We start from the raw sequence: 15617 nt of genomic DNA on the forward strand, positions 1-15617 counted from the left end.
AAAAAGCCCGTGCCCACCGCCATACGGTGGGCACGGGCTTTTCGGTTACGACTTACTCGCCCGAGGCAGCCTCGGTGGAGCTCTCGGTCGCGCCGGTCAGCACGACTTCCGGCTTCTCTTCGGTCTGCGCCTTGGTCAGCTTCGCCTTACCGGAGAAGGTGAACTTGGCGTCCTCGCCGGAACCCTCGCCGTTCCAGCCCTCGACGTCGACCGAGATGGTCTGGCCGGGGCCGATCTCGCCGAAGAGGATCTTCTCCGACAGCTGGTCCTCGATCTCGCGCTGAATGGTGCGGCGCAGCGGCCGGGCACCGAGCACGGGGTCGAAGCCACGCTTGGCCAGCAGGTTCTTGGCGTTCTCGGTGAGCTCGATCGCCATGTCCTTGTTCTTCAGCTGCGTGGCGACCCGGTTGATCATCAGGTCCACCATCTCGACGATCTGGTCGGTCGTGAGCTGGTGGAAGACGATCACGTCGTCGATGCGGTTGAGGAACTCGGGCCGGAAGTGCTTCTTCAGCTCGTCGTTGACCTTGAGCTTCATCCGCTCGTAGTTCGAGCCCTCGGCATTGGACTGCGTGAAGCCCAGGCCGACCGCCTTCGAGATGTCGGACGTGCCGAGGTTCGAGGTGAAGATCAGCACCGTGTTCTTGAAGTCCACGGTCCGGCCCTGGCCGTCGGTGAGGCGACCGTCTTCCAGAACCTGCAACAGGGTGTTGTAAATCTCCTGGTGGGCCTTCTCGATCTCGTCGAACAGCACGACCGAGAACGGCTTGCGGCGCACCTTCTCGGTGAGCTGGCCGCCCTCCTCGTAGCCGACGTAGCCCGGAGGGGCACCGAACAGCCGCGAGGCGGTGAAGCGGTCGTGGAACTCGCCCATATCGATCTGAATGAGCGCGTCGTCGTCGCCGAACAGGAAGTTCGCCAGCGCCTTGGACAGCTCGGTCTTACCGACACCGGACGGACCGGCGAAGATGAACGAACCGGACGGACGCTTCGGGTCCTTCAGGCCGGCACGGGTGCGGCGGATGGCCTTGGAGACCGCCTTGACCGCGTCCTCCTGGCCGATGATCCGCTTGTGCAGCTCGTCCTCCATGCGGAGCAGACGGGTGGTCTCCTCCTCGGTGAGCTTGAACACCGGGATACCGGTCCAGTTCGCCAGCACCTCGGCGATCTGCTCATCGTCGACCTCGGCCACGACGTCCAGATCACCCGAGCGCCACTGCTTCTCCCGCTCGGCCCGCTTGGCGACGAGCTGCTTCTCCTTGTCGCGCAGCCGCGCGGCCTTCTCGAAGTCCTGCGCGTCGATCGCGGACTCCTTCTCCCGGCGCGCCTCGGCGATCTTGTCGTCGAATTCGCGCAGGTCCGGCGGAGCGGTCATGCGACGGATGCGCATCCGCGCGCCCGCCTCATCGATCAGGTCGATCGCCTTGTCCGGCAGGAACCGGTCGTTGATGTAGCGGTCGGCCAGGGTGGCCGCGGCCACCAGCGCGCCGTCGGTGATGGAGACGCGGTGGTGCGCCTCGTAGCGGTCGCGCAGACCCTTGAGGATGTTGATGGTGTGCTCGACCGTCGGCTCGCCCACCTGCACCGGCTGGAACCGGCGCTCGAGCGCGGCGTCCTTCTCGATGTACTTGCGGTACTCGTCGAGGGTGGTCGCGCCGATGGTCTGGAGCTCGCCGCGGGCCAGCTTCGGCTTCAGGATCGAGGCCGCGTCGATGGCGCCCTCGGCGGCTCCCGCACCGACCAGCGTGTGCAGCTCGTCGATGAACAGGATGATGTCGCCGCGGGTGTTGATCTCCTTGAGCACCTTCTTCAGGCGCTCTTCGAAGTCACCGCGGTAGCGGCTGCCCGCGACCAAGGAGCCCAGGTCGAGGGTGTAGAGCTGCTTGTCCTTGAGCGTCTCGGGGACCTCGCCGTTGACGATGGCCTGCGCGAGCCCCTCGACGACGGCGGTCTTGCCGACGCCCGGCTCGCCGATCAGCACCGGGTTGTTCTTGGTGCGGCGGCTGAGCACCTGCATGACGCGCTCGATCTCCTTCGAGCGGCCGATGACCGGGTCGAGCTTGCCTTCGAGCGCGGCCTGGGTCAGGTTGCGACCGAACTGGTCGAGCACGAGCGAGGTGGACGGGGTGCCCGCCTCACCGCGCGAACCGGACTCCACCGGCTCCTTGCCCTGATACCCGGACAGCAACTGGATGACCTGCTGGCGCACACGATTGAGATCGGCGCCCAGCTTCACCAGCACCTGGGCCGCCACGCCCTCGCCCTCACGGATGAGGCCGAGCAGGATGTGCTCGGTGCCGATGTAGTTGTGACCGAGCTGCAGCGCTTCCCGAAGGCTCAGCTCCAGCACCTTCTTGGCGCGCGGGGTGAACGGGATGTGACCGGACGGGGCCTGCTGGCCCTGGCCGATGATCTCCTCCACCTGGCTGCGCACGCCTTCCAGCGAAATGCCGAGCGACTCCAGCGACTTGGCCGCGACGCCCTCACCCTCGTGAATCAGCCCCAGCAGGATGTGCTCGGTGCCGATGTAGTTGTGGTTGAGCATCCGGGCCTCTTCCTGGGCCAGGACAACGACACGCCTCGCGCGGTCGGTGAACCTCTCGAACATCGCTCCCTCACTCTCCTGCTCCGACATTCTGGCAACAGACGCCGCAGTGTGCTGTGTACAACAACCGTGGGCGTCAGCCTGCCATGAAGCCCGGGGGTTGCGGCCCCCGCCTCCACTCTAGTTGGCGGGGGATGCCACCGCCGCCGGTCCACCCTATTGCCGACCGGCGACAGCACGGTCATTCACTCACAACGTGGGCGCCGCGGGATTCGTTCCGGCCAGGTTTTGCCCTCAGCGAACAAATCGTCCGCCGACCGGATCTCCGCCGCACACGTCGGACCTCGGCTGCCTACCCCGTGTACGGGTCGGCGACACCGCAGGGCACCGGGCGTTGATGCGCGGGATCGAGCGCGTTGAGTACGTAGGTCGCGGCCCTCCTGCTGCCCGCTATGCCCGTATGACCAGAGTAGTCCGTCGAGCACCCGTCCTGAACCACGATGTTGGTCACCTTGGGCCCGGTCACCAATCCGGAGGTGTACGGCACCACCAGCTCGTCCAGTACGGTCGCGATGTTCGTGTAGGCCACGTCGGGGTGGTAGACGCCGTCCGCGTTGAGCGTGCGCACGAACTCCGACCCTTGCAGCACCTGGCGGCAGGCCATGCACGGCGAGCCCGCCACGGCGTCGAAGAGCGGGCCGAGGCCGAGCCGGGTGCCGAACTCGTTCAGGTCCGCCATGCCGCCCGCGTTCGAGCCGAGCCAGGGCGGGGCGAGCCCGACCATCTTGTCCACTTTGCCCGCGCCGCCGAGCCGCTTGACGTAGTAATTGCCGATGAAGTTGCCCTGGGAATGACCGATCAGGTCGACCTCGGCCGCGCCGGTCGCGGTCCGTACCCGGTCCACGAACGCGGCGAGCTGGGCCGAGCTCTGCTCGATCGGAAGCATGCCGCCGATGGCCGACGCGGGCCACGGCAGGTCGTAGGCGCCGAAGGTGGACGAGTACACGCAGTAACCCTCGTTGGCCAGCAACGGCGCATACACGCCCCAGTTCGTCTGTGCGCCACCGCCCGTGCCGTGCACGAGAACCACGGGATTCGGATGCTCGGAGCCGGGCCGGCAGGACCAGTCGTTGGTGCCGGGCAGCGAACCGCCCGGGTGGGACAGCTCGGCGGGGATGCCCGCGAAGAAGTTGTAGTCGACCGGATATCGCTCCTGCGCGTGTGCCGCGCCCGCGGTGGCGCACACCGCTGTGAGCAGAACGATCAGCAACGAAAAGCCTGGGACACGCCGCACGATAGCCTCCCGGTCCGGTCTCGTCTTCCGGGGAAGCTACCGCACGAAGTGGCCCAGACGGAGGAGATTCCGGCGGGTCGTTGCGGAATCTAGCTCTGACCGAAGGCGGGCGCGACGTACTGGCCTGCCGCCGCCCGGCCCGGCGCCGCCGCGGAGGCTTTGCCCTGCTGGACGCCCGCGACGAACAGCGCACCGCACAGCGCCAGGAAGGCCAGCGTGTGGAAGACGCCGCGCGCGATGTTCCACCGAACCCAGGCCGCTTCGAAATCGGCGCGCACCGCGGCGAGGTCGGCGATCGAGCCCGGGTCGCCCGCGGCGGCCAGCTGGTCGTTGAGCGGGACGTTCAACCCGGAGGTGACCCCGAAGGCGACGACGTTGAGCACCAGCGCGAGCACGATCCAGATCAGCGTGCTCCGGTGCTCCCGGCCCAGGTGCAGCGCCGCCGCCAGGACGGTGAACCCCACCGTGCCGAGGAACGCCACCATGAACCACGGATTGATGATCACCACGTTGATCTTCTGCATCACGTCGATCATGGCGCGATCGTCGGCGCGGGCCAGCGCGGGCATCACCGAATTGGCGTACGCGTAGAAAAGGCCCGCGATCAGGCCCGTCGCCAGCGTGGCGAGCACCAGTGCGGCGAGACGTGTGGCGGTCATGAGTTCCTCCTGCTCGGAAAACCCGCCGGAGTCGTCGCTCCGGCCCGGGTACCTCCGAGTCAAGCCGCTACCGCCCGGACTCTCCATGGCCGAGAAGCTCGATGCGTTAAGCGAGCGTCTACGGTGGAGGTCTCACAGGTCCCGATCGGAAATGAGCCCACTCTGCATGGCCAGTCCCGCCAATCGCACCCGCTTCTGGTTCTGCGGCAGATCCTCCACCCCGAACTTGGCGAACAGAGCGCGCAGGTGCGTCTTGATCGCGTCGACGCTGAGGAACAACTCCTCGGCGATCTGCTGATTGGAGGCGGGCGTGGCGAAACCCGCGCCGTGCTTGTACGGCCTGCACAGGGCGATCAGCACCGAGCGTTGCGTCTCGGTGAGCGACCGCGCCGTGGGTATCGAGCCGGTGGAGGTACGGGTGATGTCGTCGGAGACGCCGCCGAAGTCGTGAAACGACACCCGCGAGGTGCCGACCCGGATGACGTCGCCCGCCATCAGCCTGCGGCGGCCGACGAGCCGGTCCCCGTTGACGAAGGTGCCGTTGCGGGAGAGGCCGTCGTCCACGATGGTCCAGTGCGCACCCAGGTATTCGACTGCGGCGTGCAGCCGGGAGACCTCGGCGTCCCAGCTCAGGGCGAGATCGGCATGCGGGGAGCGGCCGATGGTGACGCGTCCGCGATCTGGCGTGAGCGTGAACTCCTGCTGCCGACCGGCATCATCGGTGAACCGCAAGAATGATCCGACGAATCCTGTCACTGCGCCGATACCTCACCTCTCCATACCGCCAGTGACCGTCGCACGCTTCCATGGTGCCGCGTCCCGGTACCACGAGCAAGATCGATTCATCCGCCGGGACGGGCCACCGTGTGATCCGGTCTCGTTGCCATATCGAAGCCCTATCACAAACAAGACCGCCGCCCCGACGTCGCACGATTCGCCGGGACGGCGGCCGAAAAATAACTATCCCTTCGCGGCCTTGTTGTACGCGTCGGTGATGTCGGCGGAGATGCGGCCCCGTGCGGACACCTTGTGTCCATTCCGACGCGCCCACTCCCGAATTGCGGCGCTTTGTTCCCGATCGATCGAGACCCGGCTCTTCGGAGCGCCCGCGGCGGCCGCGGCTGCCTTGACCCGGCGCCGGCCGCTCACCCGGCGCGCATTCGAAACCCACTCCTCCAAACCGTCGCGCAGCTTCGCCGCATTTGCCGACGACAGGTCGATCTCGTACGACACACCGTCGATCGCAAACTCGATGGTCTCGTCCGCGATGGACTCACCGTCGACATCGTCGATCAGGCTAACGGTGACCTTCTTTGCCATGAGATGAACGTCCTCTCGAAATCGTGCGACCCGCATACTAGGCCGATTACCCGAGGCAAGAATACCCCGAATTCCGGAAATTCCAAGACGGAGTCGCTGCTTTGCAATCCAGTGGTCACCGGGTGACCGGACGCACAATTGGGAACAGTATCGTTTCTCGGATTCCCAATCCCGTGAGCGCCATCAACAACCGATCGATTCCCATACCCGTTCCGGTCGTCGGCGGCATGCCGTGCTCCATCGCCGCGAGGAAGTCCTCGTCCAGCACCATCGCCTCGTCGTCACCCTGCGCGGCGAGCCGCGCCTGATCGACGAACCGCTCGCGCTGGATCACCGGGTCGACCAACTCCGAATAGCCCGTGGCCAACTCGAAGCCGCGCACATAGAGATCCCACTTCTCCGTGACCCCTGCCGCACTACGATGCTGCCTGGTCAACGGGGATGTCTCCACCGGGAAGTCGCGCACGAAAGTCGGCGCGTACAGCTTGTCGCCATACTGGTGTTCCCAGAGTTCCTCGACGAGTTTCCCGTGGCCGTAGCCCTTGCCCTCCGGAATTTCCAGACCGACCCGATCCGCGAGTGCGCGCAATTCGGCGACCGATGTTTCTGGAGTCACCGGCACACCCAGCGCATCCGACAGCGAAGGGTACATCTCGACGACGGCCCACTCGCCGCGGAGATCGTATTCGGTGCCGTCGGCCAGGGTCACCACCTGCGTGCCGAACGCCTCCTGCGCCACTTCCTGCACCAATTCCCGGATCATCACCGCCGAGTCGTCATACGTGCCGTATGCCTGGTATGTCTCCAGCATCGCGAACTCGGGGGAATGCGTGGAGTCCGCGCCCTCGTTCCGGAAGTTGCGGTTGATCTCGAAGACCCGCTCCAAGCCGCCGACCACGCAGCGCTTCAGGAACAACTCGGGCGCGATGCGCAGGAACAGGTCCATGTCGAGGGCGTTGGAATGGGTGACGAACGGCCTGGCCGCGGCGCCGCCGTGCAGCGTCTGCAGCATCGGCGTCTCCACCTCCAGGAAGCCCCTGCGCTCCAGCGCGTTGCGCAGCGCGCGCACCACGGCGATGCGGGTACGGGCCATTTCCCTGGCCTCTGGACGCACGATCAGGTCGACATAACGCTGCCGTACCCGTGATTCCTCGTTCATCTCCTTGTGCGCCACCGGCAGCGGCCGCAGGGCCTTCGCCGCCATGAACCAGGAATCGGCCATGACGCTCAGTTCCCCGGTCCGCGACGAGATGACCTCACCGTGCACGAAAACGAAGTCACCGAGATCCACGTCGGCCTTCCAGGCGGCGAGGGCATCCGTACCGACCCCGTTCAGGCTGATCATCGCCTGCAGCTTGGTACCGTCGCCCTCCTGCAGTGTCGCGAAACACAACTTGCCGGTATTACGCAGGAATATGACGCGCCCGGCGACGCCCACCTGTAGCCCGGTGGCCGTGTCCGCGGCGAGGTCCGGATATGCGGCCCGAATTTCGGCCAGGGTATGCGTACGCGGCACGACGACGGGATAGGCCTCGCCACCGTCCGCGAGCAGCCGCTCCCGCTTCTCCCGGCGAATCCGTATCTGCTCCGGTGCATCGTCGGCGGCCGGCGACACGGCAGGCCGCGATTCCGATGTCGATGCGCTGGAAGATGCAGAGTTCGGGGTGCTCACATCGAACAACCCTAGCGTGCATCGGAAATCGTTATGCGGGCCGCCCGGACTCCGGCCCGGAGTAACGAAACGGTATCGATGCGAGGCCCCGTCCGGGACGTCCGCACCGGCGTCGTACAGACGCGAAATAGCCGGTGCGCATCATGTGGTGTGCGAAACTACCTGAGCGCCCGGCTATTTCGAGATGGAAGTGTCGGCGGGAATTACAGCGAGGCGAGCGCTTCGGCCTCGCGCGCGAAGTGCGGCGCTCCGACGGCGACGTGCAACAGACCGGCCGCCTTCAACGCCTGATAGCCGCCCACCAGATCGGTCGCCCGGTGCAGCCCGAGTTGCTGCAGCGCGGCTGCGGCCAGGCTGGAGGTATATCCCTCGGAGCAGACGACGATCCATTCCACGTCGTGATCGGCGGCCAGCGCCAGGCGGGCGGAACTGGTGGGGTCCAGCCGCCATTCCAGGACATTGCGCTCGATCACCAGCGCGCCGGGCAAGGTGCCCTCACGTCCGCGTTGCGCCTGCGGCCGGATATCCACCAGAATGGCGCCACGCTCGACGGCTTCCGGCAATTCGAAGGCGTAGATCCGGTCGAGGCGGGCCCGTGCGTTCTCCAACATCTGATCGATGGTCAAACGGGTCATCACATATCACCTTCGGGCTGGTCGGTGAGGACGGTTCGGGTGCGCCGCAGGGTGCCGTGCCCGGTCACCTCGTAATACGACATGGCGGTGAGCGGCGGGGAATAGGCGTGCACGCTCAGCGTGGGATCGAGCGGACCGGCGGAATCGACGGCGCCCGGCGCGGCGGCCTGCGCCCGCATCACGTCGTGCACCCAGCCGATCGGGAACGAGGCCTGATCACCCGCCGCGAGTATGCGACGACGCAGTTCCGTTCCGTTCCAACGATATTCGGTGAGCGCGCCGCTGAGCACGGTGAGCGCGCCGAGCGATCCGGCGTGGTCGTGCAGCTCGGTCGACTTACCCGGCGTCCAGCTGATCAGCCAGACGTCGACCTCGTCGTCGGTGAGCAGCCTGGTCGCCCAGCGCTCGTTTTCCGGCCATTTCCCCCCGGCGGGAAGCAAATGGTCGTATCGCCCGGCCAGCACGTCTTCGGCGCCCTCGTCGGTCAGACGCAGCAGATCGGCCGGGCGCAGCCGGGTGGGCAGGGCGGGCGCCACCGAGCGTTCTACCGGCGGGGTAGCCGACAGCGCGGTACGCGCGGAAGAAAGGGAAAGGACAGAAGAACGCATGAGCGAATCCCCAGGAGGAAGGTAACGGTCGAGGGCGGGAACTCAGCCTCGATCGGTCGAGGCACGTCAGCCTCGACAACACTCCTGGGTGCTCGCGTAGAAGGTCACGAGAGGGAGTCTAACAGCAGACAGCGCGGTGTCGACAAGTGCCCGGCCTGCGACAAATCCGACACCGCGCATATCAGACACTTCCCTTGCGCCGCTGATTGCGTTCGTATACGAGTCGCAGACCGGTCAGCGTGAGGTGCGGATCGTGGTCGTCGATCGTTTCGGATTCCGGGACGATCAGCGGTGCGCTCGCCCCGGTCGCCACCACGGCGACGTCGTCACCGGCGAACGCGTCGAACTCGTCGCGAATGCGATCTATCAGGCCGTCCACCAGCCCGGCGAAACCGAATACCGCGCCGGACTGCATGCATTCCATGCTGTTCTTCCCCAGCACCGAACGTGGCCTGGTCAACTCCGCCCGCCGCAGCGCACTGCGTTCCACCAGGGCCTCGGTGGAGATCTCCACACCTGGCGCGATGATCCCGCCCAGGAACTCGCCCTTCTTCGACACCAGGTCCACGCAGATCGCCGTGCCGAAATCGACGACGATCGCGGGCGCGGAATAGCGCTGATACGCGGCCAGGCAATTGACGATGCGGTCCGCGCCGACTTCCTTCGGATTGTCCACCAGCAGCGGAATCCCCGTGCGCACACCGGGTTCCACCAACACGTGCGGAACGTGGCCCCAGTATTGGCCGAGCATGCCGCGCAACTCGCGCAGCACGGGCGGCACCGTGGAAAGCGCTGAGACGCCGATCACCTCGTCCAGTTGCGCGCCGACCAGCCCGCGCACCTGCATGGCGAATTCGTCGGCGGTCAGCAACGGATTGGTGTGCATTCGCCAGTGCCGCACCAGTTTCGAATGCTCCCCGGATCCGGAGAACAGGCCGAGTTCGATACTCGTGTTGCGGACATCGATGGTCAGCAGCATGTCCTGGTCGCCGCTCCTCAGACGAACGACAGCGAGCGGGGCGAGGTCAGGCCCGAGCCCTCCGGCGCGTGCGCCGGGTCCGAGCCGAGTTCGACCGGGCGGTTGCGCTCGTCGACGAACACGACCTTGGGGTCGTACTCGGCGATCTCTTGCTCGTTCAGCTGGCCGTAGGCGATCAGGATGACGAGGTCGCCCGGGTGCACCAGGTGAGCCGCGGCGCCGTTGATCCCGATCACCCCGGAACCGCGCTCACCGGCGATGACGTAGGTCTCCAGGCGGGCGCCGTTATCGATGTCGACGATGCAGACCTGTTCGCCTTCCAGCAGGTCGGCGGCGTCGAGCAGGTCCTGGTCCACGGTGACCGAGCCGACGTAGTGCAAGTCGGCGTGCGTCACGGTGGCACGGTGGATCTTCGACTTCATCATGGTGCGCAGCATTGCGTCGAACCTTTCTAGTTCGCGGGAGGGAGGACGGCGGGGTCTGACACCGCCGCGACAGGCTGGGAGGAGGTCGCGGCGGGCCGCGAACCGGCGACGGTGGGGTGGCCGTCGATCGGAGCGCCGAGCGTGACGGCGATGTTGTCGATCAGCCGGGTCGCGCCGACGCGGGCCGCGACCAGCAGCCTGGCGTTGCCGGTGGCCGGAGCGGGCCCCAGGGTGGCCGAACGCAGCTCCAGGTAGTCGACGTCCACGCCGGTCGCGGCGTCGAGCACTCGGCGGGCGGCCGCGAGAACCGCGTCGCCGCCGAGGCCGCCCGCGTGTTTGCCCGCCGACAGCGCGGCCGACAGGGCCAGCGCCGCTTCGCGCTGCACGGGGTCGAGGTAGCGGTTGCGCGAGGACAGGGCCAGGCCGTCGGGCTCACGGACGGTGACCACCGGGGTGATCTTCACGTCGAAATTCAGGTCGCGGACCAGCTGCCGGATCAGGGTGAGCTGCTGATAATCCTTCTCACCGAAGAACGCCTCGGTCGGCCGCGCGATCTGTAGCAGTTTGGCGACCACGGTGAGCATGCCCGCGAAATGGGTCGGGCGGCTGGCCCCCTCCAGCTCCGCGCCGAGCGGACCCGGGTGCACTGTGGTGCGCGGACCGTCCGGGTACATGTCGGACACGCTCGGCGCGAACACCAGCTCGACGCCCTCGGCGCGCAACAGCTCGACGTCGGCGTCCAGCGTGCGCGGGTATTTGTCCAGGTCTTCATTCGCCCCGAACTGCAAGGGATTTACGAAGATCGACACGATGACGACCTGGTTGGTCCGCTTGGCCAGCCGCACGATCTCCAAGTGCCCCTCGTGCAGCGCGCCCATGGTCGGCACCAGCGCGACGGTGCGGCCGACGCCGCGCAGGGCGGCGGACACCGCCCCGAGTACCGCGGGATCGTGGTGCACGGTCAGCACCCCGGGCCGATAGGCACCGCGCAATTTCGAGTCGAACATCAGCGTCCTTCCAGCAGCTGGATTACGGCGGGGGCGGTGCCTGCCCGCTCAGCGGTGCGCAGCGACAGCGCGCGATAGGCCTCGGCCAGCCGGGAATCGACCGACGCCAGCGCCTCCAGGTGCGCGGCCACCGCGTCGGCGTCGCCGCGGGCGACCGGGCCGGTCAGCGCGGACTGGCCGCGGCGCAACGCGTTGTCCAGCGCCGCCGATGCCAGCGGGGCGAGCAGACGCTCGGCCAGGCCGTTGGGCTGCTCGTCGACCAGTTGCTGTCCGATCAGGCCGGGGCCGGCCAGGGCGGCGCGCAACGCGGCCACCGCGTCCACGATCACCGTGACCAGGTGATTGCTGCCGTGCGCGAGCGCGGCGTGGTACAGCGGCCGGTGCTGCTCCGGTACGCGAACCGGCTCGCCGCCCATTTCGATCACCAGCGACTGCGCGATGGCAAAGCCGACCTCGTCGGCCGCGGTGATACCGAAGCACGCGTTGCCCAGCCGGGCCACGTCCTCGTCGTGACCGGTGAAGGTCATCGCCGGGTGGATGGCCAGCGGAAGGGCGCCGACCTCGGCCAGGGGGGCGAGCACGCCGACGCCGTTCGCGCCGGAGGTGTGCGCCACGATGGTGCCCGGCCGAACCACTCCGGCGCCTGCCAGGCCGCGGACCAGGCCGGGGAGCTCGGTGTCGGGCACGGCGAGCAGCAGCAGCTCACTGCGGGCGGCCACCTGCTCGACCGGCAGGATCTCCGAATCGGGCAGCCGGGTCCTGGCACGGCGCACCGAGGCGTCGGAGATCGCGCAGACGCCGAACACGACGTGTCCGGCCCGCTCGAGCGCGGCGCCCAATGCCGAGCCCACGCGTCCCGCCGAGACGATTCCCACCGTCAGGCGTGCGGGCGCGGGGTCGTAGCCCGAAGCAGCGTTGTCGGAATTCACGCTTCTCGAGGTCAACGTTGTCCTCTCGATGTCGTTCCAGTCCCGCCATGCGGGTACCGGACGGTACGCCAAGAGAATATCGGCAGGCGGTTCGCCGCCGCCACGGGGTGCCCGCGTGATCTAGGCCGCAGTGCCGGGATGCGGCCCGGCACGCGTCACCGGCGTTCACGCTCCTCGGATTGCAGGTTGGCCATGATCTCCGCGACCGAGAGACGGCGCGACGGCGTCGCGTCGTCGCTCTCGGCCCTGCGCCGCCTGCGCGCGCTGGGCGTACCCATGGCGGGCGCGGACGAGGGCCGTGCGGGCGGTTCCTCGGTCGGCTGCGGGCGGGTAGCGGGGCGGGTGGGCGGCTCGTCGCGCGGCTCGTCCGCGGTCTCGGTGAAGGCATCCGCCCAGCCGTGCGGCCCGGCGTGGTGTGCCCGCTCCGCGTCGGCCTGCTCGGCATCGTCGTCGACGGAGACGACCGCGGTCTCGGCGGTGACCGGATCGTCGAAGGGGCTGGCGAAGACCGGCGGCTCGGGATGGTCGGGCTCGAAGATCGGCGTCATGCTGCTACGCGGTTGCTGGTCGGCGAAGACCGACCACATCCCGGCATTCGCGGAGCTATTGTTCCCGGACTCGGTCCCGGAGCTGGTCAGCTCCTGGATCCGGGTCGCGTCGGCGCGCAATGCCGGGCGATCCGTCGGCAGATCGCCGTCGAACAGCCGCTGCAGGCTCTGCCGCAGCACCGTGAGCTCGGCCCGTAAGGCCGCGAGTTCGGCCGCGTCGGCGCCCACTTCCTCGCGGACCCGCGCCTCGACGCCGAGTTCGTACTCGCGCCGCGCGGTGACCTCCCGCTCCAGCTGCAACTCGTAGACGGTCTGCAGATCGCGGACCTTCGCCTTGTCGATCGTCGCCTCTTTGCGGTACTTCGTCGCAGCCAGAGCGCCGATTGCCGCGGCCCACAGCGCCGCGACCAGACCTACCCGTACGAACTCGACACTGTTACTGAAGATCAGGAAAACGCTGGCAACCAGACCGAGCAAGATCAAGACACCGACGAATAATTTTCCCGCGTCCTCCCGCTGTCGACGGGAAGTGCTGCTACGGGAGGGTGAAACCATGCCAGCCAGGGTAGCCAATAGGTCGTGCAGAGCCCAGATTCCGTTTTGTGATTCGATTCGGGACACTAGCTATGTAGTTGCCGCATCGTCGGTTGGATCCTCCGGCGCCCGGCAGCAGTACTCCAGCCACAGGGCCGCAGCAACCAAAGCGACGCCCGCCAGCATCCCGACGATCGCACCGGGGCTGTCGGCGGCGGCCGCGCGCAGCGTGCCGCGCTGCGGGAGGACCCAGCACAGGAAACCGAGCCAGATGCCCGCGGCGATCGAACCCACCTGCGCCGACGCCTTGGCCAACGCGACGGCGCGGGCCGCGGTGATCGGATGCAACTGGTGGCGGCCGTCGCCGATCTCGTGGTCGTTGACCCGCGCCCGGATGACGAAAGCGAGCACCGCTTCGATCGCGGCCACCGGGTACAGCGAGGCGCCCGCGAAGATCGAGATCGGCGGGAAGCTGTCGTAGGCCACGCGGGTGGCGATCCACGCGACGAGCGCGGCGATCAGCACGTTCGCCACGACATCGAGGATGCGGGTCGGCTTCAGTTTCACGACGCCTCGCCCGTCAGCGAGAACTCGGTGCGGCGCACCCCGGCGCGCTCGGCCGGATCGAGCCGCGCCAGCAGATCCGCCACCGGATGCGGCGCGCCGTCGACCTCCAGCACCGCGTCCGGCGCCACGTCCAGCCACGGCACCAGCACGAAAGCGCGCCGGTGCGCCTGCGGGTGCGGCAGCAGCAGATCCGGGTCGGCGCTGCGGCACGCGACCGGCTGCCCGTCGCGCAGCTCGGCGCACCACACCACGTCCACGTCGAGTGTGCGTGCGCCCCAGCGCACCTCGCGAATTCGCCCCGCTGCCTGCTCCAGCTCCTGGCCGCGACGCAGCCAGTCCGCGCAGCTGAAGGCCGGATCCTCCACCAGCACAGCGGCATTGAGATAGTCCACCTGCGGGACACCACCCCAGGGCGCCGTGGAGTACACCGCCGAAGCGGCCAGCACGCGGTGTCCGAACCCGTCGAGGACGCTGCGCAGATGCGCGAGCCGGTCGCCCAGATTCGAACCGATGGACAGCACGGCACGGGTCATCGGCGTGCCTCCCAGGCACCCGGCACGGTGAAAGTGGCCGTGCCGCAAGGTAGCTCGCTCATTCGGCGGGCTCCCCCCGGTGCCGGGAGGTGACCACCCGCACATCGGCGAAGGTGTGCGGGATCGGCGCGGACGGTTTGTGCAGCACCACCTCGACCGACCTGATCCGCGGATCGGTCATCACGTCGTCGGCGATCTCCGACACCACCGTTTCGATGAGATCGCGCGGCTCACCCTGGACGATGCGCACCGCACGCTCGGCCAGCGCGCCGTAGTCCACGGTGGCGGCCAGATCGTCGGACGCGGCGGCCACCGCGAAATCCACCCACACCGTCAGATCGACCAGGAATTCCTGACCGTCGCGGCGCTCGTGCTCGAACACGCCGTGATGCCCGTAGGCGCGCAGGCCGCGCAATTCGATGCGGTCGGCGCCGCGCCGGATCACCGGATCACGCGGCGGTGCCTCGTGTTCGGCGTGGACGGGGGACCGGCTCATCGTCGAGCTCCTTGCGCACTGGGTCGGGCGGTGTCGTGCTGTGCGGCGCGCTGCTGTGCGGCATTCTGCCACGCGTCGGTGACCGTGATGGCGTCCAGCGAGGCGCGCACGTCGTGCACCCGCACGCCCCACGCGCCGTGCAGCGCGGCCAGCGCCGAGATGGTCGCGGTGGCCGTCTCCCGGCCGTCCGGCGGGCGCAGACCCGCCTCGTCGGCGAGCAGCGAACCGAGAAAACGCTTGCGCGACGCGCCGATCAGGACCGGCAGCCCGTGCGCGACCAATTCGGGCAGCGCCCCGAGCAGCGCCCAGTTGTGCTCGGCGTTCTTCGCGAAGCCCAGACCGGGGTCGAGGATCAGCCGGGAGGGGTCGACGCCCGCGGCCACGGCCAAGTCCACCTGCGCGGTGAGTTCGGCGAGCACCTCCGCGACCACGTCGCCGTAGTGGTCCGCCGGTCCGGTGTGCCGGTAGTCGGCGCCCGCCCGCCAGTGCATGAGAATCCACGGGACCCGCGCGGACGCGACCACCCGCACCATGTCGGCGTCGGCGCGGCCGCCGGAGACGTCGTTCACCACCGACACCCCGGCTTCGAGCGCCGCAGCGGCCACGGCCGCGCGCATGGTGTCCACGCTGGTCGGTATGCCCGCCGCGACCAGGCCGCGGATGACCGGGGCCACCCGCGCGGCCTCGGTCGCCGCGTCGATGCGGACCGCGCCCGGCCTGGTCGACTCACCGCCGACGTCGATGATGTCCGCGCCCGCGGCGTGCAGCCGTACACCGTGGGCGATGGCCAATTCGGGATCGAGGTACCGGCCTCCGTCGGAGAACGAATCGCTGGTGACATTCACCACGCCCATCACGACGCAGGA

General features: G+C 68.1%; 17 protein-coding genes. All 17 read right to left on the reverse strand.

Annotated features, from left to right (window positions below; all coding sequences use genetic code 11):
- Positions 1-52: 52 nt before the first annotated feature.
- Complete coding sequence (locus ACZ6DL_RS14230) at positions 53-2608, reverse strand: ATP-dependent Clp protease ATP-binding subunit (RefSeq protein WP_393234213.1); 2556 nt, start codon at positions 2606-2608, stop codon at positions 53-55.
- A gap of 289 nt (positions 2609-2897) precedes the next feature.
- Positions 2898-3839 (reverse strand): esterase/lipase family protein, encoded by a 942-nt coding sequence (locus ACZ6DL_RS14235; protein WP_466051174.1) that lies wholly within the window; start codon positions 3837-3839, stop codon positions 2898-2900.
- Between the two features lie 89 nt (positions 3840-3928).
- Entirely contained in the window at positions 3929-4498 is a 570-nt protein-coding gene (locus tag ACZ6DL_RS14240) for an anthrone oxygenase family protein (RefSeq protein WP_466051176.1), read from the reverse strand.
- A 132-nt stretch (positions 4499-4630) separates the two neighbouring features.
- The gene (locus ACZ6DL_RS14245; RefSeq protein WP_051020193.1) at positions 4631-5230 is read right to left on the reverse strand and encodes an FHA domain-containing protein; all 600 of its coding nucleotides are present in this window, start codon (positions 5228-5230) and stop codon (positions 4631-4633) included.
- 228 nt (positions 5231-5458) lie between these two features.
- Positions 5459-5818, reverse strand: a complete 360-nt coding sequence (locus ACZ6DL_RS14250) for a histone-like nucleoid-structuring protein Lsr2 (RefSeq protein ID WP_159924577.1) — start codon at positions 5816-5818, stop codon at positions 5459-5461.
- Positions 5819-5933: 115 nt separating this feature from the next.
- A complete protein-coding gene (gene lysS / locus ACZ6DL_RS14255; protein ID WP_466051178.1) occupies positions 5934-7433 on the reverse strand; it encodes a lysine--tRNA ligase in 1500 nt (499 codons plus the stop codon).
- Between the two features lie 260 nt (positions 7434-7693).
- Positions 7694-8116, reverse strand: coding sequence for a rhodanese-like domain-containing protein (locus tag ACZ6DL_RS14260; RefSeq protein WP_393234659.1), 423 nt, complete (start codon positions 8114-8116; stop codon positions 7694-7696).
- Positions 8117-8124: 8 nt separating this feature from the next.
- On the reverse strand, positions 8125-8733 hold the full coding sequence (locus tag ACZ6DL_RS14265) for a cysteine dioxygenase (protein ID WP_466051180.1): 609 nt from the start codon (positions 8731-8733) through the stop codon (positions 8125-8127).
- Positions 8734-8914: 181 nt separating this feature from the next.
- The gene (locus tag ACZ6DL_RS14270) at positions 8915-9712 is read right to left on the reverse strand and encodes a type III pantothenate kinase (protein WP_466051182.1); all 798 of its coding nucleotides are present in this window, start codon (positions 9710-9712) and stop codon (positions 8915-8917) included.
- 17 nt (positions 9713-9729) lie between these two features.
- Positions 9730-10149 (reverse strand): aspartate 1-decarboxylase, encoded by a 420-nt coding sequence (gene panD, locus ACZ6DL_RS14275; protein WP_040773236.1) that lies wholly within the window; start codon positions 10147-10149, stop codon positions 9730-9732.
- Positions 10150-10163: 14 nt separating this feature from the next.
- Complete coding sequence (panC, locus tag ACZ6DL_RS14280) at positions 10164-11144, reverse strand: pantoate--beta-alanine ligase (protein ID WP_466051184.1); 981 nt, start codon at positions 11142-11144, stop codon at positions 10164-10166.
- Entirely contained in the window at positions 11144-12088 is a 945-nt protein-coding gene (locus ACZ6DL_RS14285; RefSeq protein ID WP_466051186.1) for a Rossmann-like and DUF2520 domain-containing protein, read from the reverse strand. The genes panC and ACZ6DL_RS14285 overlap by 1 nt, the downstream gene beginning before the upstream one ends.
- A 140-nt stretch (positions 12089-12228) precedes the next feature.
- A complete protein-coding gene (locus tag ACZ6DL_RS14290) occupies positions 12229-13176 on the reverse strand; it encodes a DUF6779 domain-containing protein (RefSeq protein ID WP_466051188.1) in 948 nt (315 codons plus the stop codon).
- 69 nt (positions 13177-13245) lie between these two features.
- Positions 13246-13716, reverse strand: coding sequence for a DUF3180 domain-containing protein (locus tag ACZ6DL_RS14295; RefSeq protein ID WP_466051315.1), 471 nt, complete (start codon positions 13714-13716; stop codon positions 13246-13248).
- A 2-nt stretch (positions 13717-13718) separates the two neighbouring features.
- The gene (gene folK, locus ACZ6DL_RS14300; protein WP_466051190.1) at positions 13719-14255 is read right to left on the reverse strand and encodes a 2-amino-4-hydroxy-6-hydroxymethyldihydropteridine diphosphokinase; all 537 of its coding nucleotides are present in this window, start codon (positions 14253-14255) and stop codon (positions 13719-13721) included.
- 58 nt (positions 14256-14313) lie between these two features.
- A complete protein-coding gene (folB, locus tag ACZ6DL_RS14305; RefSeq protein ID WP_466051192.1) occupies positions 14314-14751 on the reverse strand; it encodes a dihydroneopterin aldolase in 438 nt (145 codons plus the stop codon).
- On the reverse strand, positions 14748-15605 hold the full coding sequence (gene folP, locus ACZ6DL_RS14310) for a dihydropteroate synthase (protein ID WP_466051317.1): 858 nt from the start codon (positions 15603-15605) through the stop codon (positions 14748-14750). The genes folB and folP overlap by 4 nt, the downstream gene beginning before the upstream one ends.
- Between the last annotated feature and the right edge of the window lie 12 nt (positions 15606-15617).

It is taken from the genome of Nocardia sp. NPDC041819, from assembly GCF_055590505.1.